Source organism: Terrabacter sp. P5_B1, from assembly GCF_056400505.1.
Window position 1 is genome coordinate 1 of the sequence record NZ_JBFULD010000284.1, and the last position, 5,597, is coordinate 5,597.

The following is a 5,597-nucleotide window of genomic DNA, read 5'->3' on the forward strand; positions in this document are numbered from 1 at the left end:
GTCGTGACCCCCGTCGCTCCAGCGCACGGCATACGGCGTGCCGGCGGCAGCGAGGGCCGACGCGGTGGCGTCGGCCTGGTCGAGACCGAAGAGCGAGTCGCCGACGCCCTGGACGAGGAAGGTCGGTGCCGTGACGGCGTTCATCGTCGGCTTCGGGCTGTGGGCGCGGAGCAGGGCCGTCAGCTGCGGAGAGGCGGCMCCCGTCTCGGAGGCCTGCACGAAGAGGCGGCAGATCGTCGGGTCGAAGCGGCCGCATTGGGCCGCGCCGGCGCCGGCGCCCTCCCCCTGGCCGCTGCCGCGGAGGGCCGAGAGGAAGAAGTTCGTCGCCCAGACCTGCTTGAACGGTCCGGCGACGTCGACCGGGGCACGACCGGCCGCCGTGGTGGCGGGGGTGGTGACGGCGGCCTGGGGGAAGAAGGCGTCGGCGAGGTCGTTCCACGTGATGGCCGAGACGACACCGTCGACGCGGCGGTCCGCCCCGGCCAGCATGAGCCCGAGCGCCCCGCCGTAGGACGCGCCCATGACGCCGGCGCGTGGGTCTCCCGGGGCGTCGAGCTCGACGTCGGAACGCTTGGGGGCCAGGTCGAGCAGCGTTCTCGCGTCGGCGATCTCGTAGGCCGGGTCATCGAGGTGGATGCGGCCACCGGACTGGCCGTGACCGCGCGCGCTCCACGCGATGACGACGTAACCACGGTCGTGCAGGTCGTTGGCCTCGCTCGTCACCGAGTCCTTCGTGCCGCCGAAGCCGTGCGCGAGCAGGACGACCGGGTGCTTGCCGCTCGACTGCGCCCAGACCGACACGTCGAGGCGCACCGGCGTGCCGTCCGGCTCGGCCCGGACCGGGACGGTCGTGACCTCCGGCGACACGGGGTCGGCAGCCTGAACCGAGGCCGGAGCGGGGGCCGGAGCCGCGATCGCCGCCGGGCTCGGCGCGACGACCAGGCCCGCCCCGATGGCGAGCGCGGCGACGAGGGAGGCCCGGACCGACATGGGCACATCACATCACGCGCCCCTCGTTGAACGGTCATCGAGCGTCCAACGTTGGCGACGCGGCTCAGTCGCGCGAGAGCCTCTGCTCGAGGACGTACGCCACGACGATGCAGACCACGAGGACCATGCCCGGCGGGATGAACCGGGCGGCCCCCTCGAGCTTCAACCACTCGTACGGTGCGACGGTGAACTCGAAGAGCGAGAGGTCGAGCAGGTGGCGCACGATCGGCAGCACACCGAAGAGGAGGCCGATGACGCCGACGAGGTTGATGACGAAGCGCGTGCGCGCACTGGTGTCCGGGGACTCTGTCATGGGGCACACCTCATGGGGCCAAACCTACGGGTCGAGGCGTGATCCCTCCCTCCCGGCCGACACGTGTTAGATACGACCATGGCCACCACCTCTCTCGGAGACATCCCCGTCCACACCATCGGCGAGCTGCCGCCCGTGGGCTCCGCCGCCCCGACCTACACGCTGACCGGCACGAACCTGCGCGACGACGTCACACCGCCGTCGGGCAAGCGCGTGGTCCTCAACATCTTCCCGAGCGTCGACACCGGCGTCTGCGCGGCGAGCGTTCGCCGCTTCAACGAGATCGCCGCGAGCCTCGACAACGCGTCTGTCGTCTGCGTCTCGGCCGACCTGCCGTTCGCCCTGAACCGGTTCTGCGGGGCCGAGGGCATCGAGAACGTCGTCGCCGCATCGTCGTTCCGGTCGGGCTTCGGCGTCGACTACGGGGTCCGGATGGAGAACGGCGGCTTCGCCGGGCTGCTTGCCCGCGCGGTCGTCGTCATCGAGGCCGACGGCACCGTGGTGCACACCGAGCTCGTCCCGGCCATCGGCCAGGAGCCCGACTACGACGCCGCGATCGCCGCGTTGGGCTGACCCGTACGCCCAGCAGCATCCCCTGCCGCGATGCCGCTCATGAGGGCACGGCAGGACTCGGTCGACCGGCACGTCGCACGCTGGAGCCTGCTCGCTCGTCACGGCGCGCGCCGGAAAGCCGACGATCCACTGGGCCGGGTCAGGCGGGACGGCCGGGACGGCTGGGACCGGGCGTCAGTCAGAGGGTGTCGTCGTCGACCCAGTCCAGGGTGCGCTGCACCGCCTTCTTCCACGATCGGAAGAGCCGCTCGCGCTCGTGCTCGTCGAGCTGCGGTGACCAGCGGCGGTCCTCGCCCCAGTTGGCCCGGATCTCGTCGGTGCTCTCCCAGTAGCCGACAGCCAGTCCCGCGGCATACGCGGCGCCGAGCGCAGTGGTCTCGGCCACGACCGGCCGCACGACGTCGACCCCGAGCAGGTCGGCCTGGAACTGCATGAGGGTCTCGTTGACGACCATGCCACCGTCGACCCGCAGCTCGGTGAGCGGCACACCCGAGTCGGCGTTCATCGCCTCGAGCACCTCACGGGTCTGGAAAGCCGTGGCCTCCAAGGCCGCTCGCGCGATGTGGCCCTTGTTGACGTAGCGCGTGAGTCCGACGAGGGCCCCACGCGCGTCGGGGCGCCAGTGCGGCGCGAAGAGCCCGGAGAAGGCCGGCACGAAGTAGGCGCCGCCGTTGTCCTCGACCGTGGCCGCCAGCGTCTCCACCTCCTTCGCGTCCTTGATGAGCCCGAGGTTGTCGCGCAGCCACTGGACGAGCGAGCCGGTGACGGCGATCGAACCCTCGAGGGCGTAGACCGGTTTCGCGTCCCCGAGCTGGTAGCAGACCGTCGTGAGCAGACCGTGCGTCGAGGCGACGATCTCCTCGCCCGTGTTGAGCAGCATGAAGTTGCCCGTGCCGTAGGTGTTCTTGGCCGTGCCGACGTCGAGGCACGCCTGCCCGAAGGTCGCCGCCTGCTGGTCGCCCAGGATGCCGGCGACCGGGACGTCGATGAGGATGCCCGGCTTGCACGTGCCGTAGACCTCGGACGACGAGCGGATCTCGGGGAGCATCGCGAGCGGGACACCGATCGCCTCGGCGGCAGCGGCATCCCAGTCGAGGGTGCGCAGGTCCATCAGGAGGGTGCGCGAGGCATTCGTGACGTCGGTGACGTGGATGCCGCCGTCGCCCGCTCCTCCGGTGAGGTTCCACAGCAGCCACGAGTCGATGGTGCCGAAGAGCAGCTCCCCGGCTTCGGCGCGCTCGCGGGCGCCCTCGACGTGGTCGAGGATCCAGCGCGCCTTGGGCCCGGCGAAGTACGTCGCGAGCGGCAGCCCGGTCACGTCCTTGAAGCGTTCGACACCCCCGTCGCGGGCGAGCTCGTCGCAGATGGCCTGCGTGCGGGTGTCCTGCCAGACGATGGCGTCGTGGACCGGCCTGCCCGTCGACCGGTCCCACACGACCGTCGTCTCGCGCTGGTTGGTGATGCCGACAGCAGCGATGTGGGTGGCGTTGAGGTTGGCCTTGCCGAGCGCCCCACCGACGACGGCACGGGTGTTCTGCCAGATCTCCATGGGGTCGTGCTCGACCCAGCCCGCACGAGGGAAGACCTGCCGGTGCTCGAGCTGGTCGACCGCCACGACGCGACCCCGTCGGTCGAAGACCATCGCCCGGGTGCTTGTCGTCCCCTGGTCGATCGCCACGACATGGCTGCGCTGCTCCGTCGGCATGACCAGACCGTACCGTCGCGCTGAGTGGGCGTCACGGGTCGCACAACGGCTGGCCTTCCTGCGGCATACGGGATGTCGACGCGGCTCGATAGAGTGGCACCCCCGGCAGYGACGTGAAGGGACACCGATGACGAGCCCAGTGCGGCTGGACACGGACTACCGAGCGCAGGCGTGGAAGCGCCTCGCCTCCAAGCACTTCGACGTGCTCGTCATCGGAGGCGGCGTGACCGGCGGCGGGGTCGCCCTGGACGCGGCCACACGTGGCCTGTCGACCGCCCTCGTCGAGCAGCGCGACTTCGGCTCCGGCACGTCGTCCCGGTCGTCCAAGCTCTTCCACGGCGGCCTGCGCTACCTCGAGCAGATGAACTTCGACCTCGTGCGCGAGGCGCTCAAGGAGCGCGAGCTCATGCTGAGCCGGATCGCCCCGCACCTCGTCAAGCCGGTCTCCTTCCTCTACCCGCTGACCAACCGCGGCTGGGAGCGGCCCTACGTCACGGCCGGCCTGACGCTCTACGACTCGATGGGCGGCGCCCGCTCCGTGCCGCGTCACAAGCAGCTGACCCGCACCGGCGCGCTCAAGCTCGCCCCGGCACTCAAGCGCGACGCGCTCACGGGCGGCCTGCTCTACTACGACGCCCAGGCCGACGACGCCCGGCACACGCTGACGACGGTGCGAACCGCGGCGGCCTACGGCGCCACCGTCGTTGCCTCGGCTCGCGTCGTCGAGCTGCTCCGCGCCGGCGAGCGCGTCGTGGGCGCCCTGGTCGAGGACGTCGAGACCGGCGAGCGCACCGAGGTCCGGGCCTCCGTCGTCATCAACTGCACCGGCGTGTGGACCGACGACATCCAGACGATGGCCGGGGGCCGTGGCCGCTTCCACGTCCGCGCCTCCAAGGGCGTGCACATCGTCGTCGCCCGCGACCGGGTCAACTCCGAGACCGGCCTCATCCTGCGCACCGAGAAGTCGGTGCTCTTCGTCATTCCGTGGGGCACGCACTGGATCATCGGCACGACCGACACCGACTGGGAGCTCGACCTCGCGCACCCGGCGGCGACCCGCGCCGACATCGACTACATCCTCGAGCACATCAACACCGTGCTCAAGGTGCCGCTCACCCACGACGACATCCAGGGCGTCTATGCCGGCCTCCGGCCCCTGCTGTCCGGCGAGAGCGAGGACACCAGCCAGCTGTCGCGCGAGCACGCCGTCGCCCGCCCGCAGCCGGGCCTCATCTCGATCGCGGGCGGCAAGTACACGACCTACCGCGTCATGGCGGCCGACGCCGTCGACGCAGCCAGGGAGGACATCGGCGGCGACGTCTCCGACAGCGTCACCGAGTTCATCCCGCTCTCCGGCGCCGAGGGCTACGTCGCGCTCGTCAACCAGATCGACCGGCTCGCCCGCCACCAGGGCCTGCCCGTCTGGCGCATCACCCACCTGCTCGAGCGCTACGGCTCGCTCGTCCACGAGCTCTTCGCGCTCGCCGAGGACGACCGCTCGCTCTACGAGCCGCTGCCCGGCGCGGAGGAGTACCTCAAGGTCGAGGCGTTGTATGCCGCGACGCACGAGGGCGCGCTGCACCTGGACGACGTGCTCGCCCGCCGCACCCGCATCTCCATCGAGACGCCCAGCCGCGGCGTCCAGAGCGCCCGGGCGGTCGCCGACATCATCGCGCCCGTCCTCGGATGGGACGCCGAGCGGGTCGAGGCCGAGGTGTCGGGCTACCTCGCCCGGGTCGAGGCCGAGCTCGAGTCGCAGAAGGAGCTGGCCGACTCCGAGGCCAACGCCGAGCGCCTCAGCGCCCCCGACGCGCGCCGCATCCCCGTCAGCCGGGCGCCCGAGGGTTCCTGACGGCGGGGTCGGGCGCGAGCCACCGGGCCAAAGGCTCGACAACCAGTCGTTGGCGCGGTCGCGTTCCTAGACTGACGGGATGAGGACTCGACGGGGCCTGCCCGCAGTCGCTGCCGCGCTGGCGGCGTGCGCCCTGCTGGCCGCCGGGTGCGGCACCCCCAACC

General features: G+C 71.4%; 5 protein-coding genes. 2 read left to right on the plus strand and 3 right to left on the minus strand.

All coding sequences use genetic code 11. The features are described 5' to 3' along the window. Both AC1DP0_RS17250 and AC1DP0_RS17255 read right to left on the minus strand, forming a co-directional pair. Positions 1–990: alpha/beta hydrolase (locus tag AC1DP0_RS17250; protein ID WP_478086673.1), on the minus strand; the 990-nt coding region annotated here is incomplete at its 3' end. Positions 991–1,054: 64 nt separating this feature from the next. After that, positions 1,055–1,303 (minus strand): hypothetical protein, encoded by a 249-nt coding sequence (locus AC1DP0_RS17255; RefSeq protein ID WP_478086677.1) that lies wholly within the window; start codon positions 1,301–1,303, stop codon positions 1,055–1,057. A 78-nt stretch (positions 1,304–1,381) separates the two neighbouring features. On the opposite strand from AC1DP0_RS17255, the gene tpx reads away from it, so the two are divergent. Next, entirely contained in the window at positions 1,382–1,876 is a 495-nt protein-coding gene (tpx, locus tag AC1DP0_RS17260) for a thiol peroxidase (protein WP_478086681.1), read from the plus strand. A 178-nt stretch (positions 1,877–2,054) separates the two neighbouring features. Here tpx and glpK read toward each other — a convergent pair whose 3' ends face one another. Next, complete coding sequence (gene glpK / locus AC1DP0_RS17265; protein ID WP_478086685.1) at positions 2,055–3,581, minus strand: glycerol kinase GlpK; 1,527 nt, start codon at positions 3,579–3,581, stop codon at positions 2,055–2,057. 127 nt (positions 3,582–3,708) lie between these two features. Between glpK and AC1DP0_RS17270 the strand changes: the two genes are divergently transcribed. Further along, a complete protein-coding gene (locus AC1DP0_RS17270) occupies positions 3,709–5,433 on the plus strand; it encodes a glycerol-3-phosphate dehydrogenase/oxidase (RefSeq protein WP_478086687.1) in 1,725 nt (574 codons plus the stop codon). Positions 5,434–5,597: the final 164 nt, after the last annotated feature.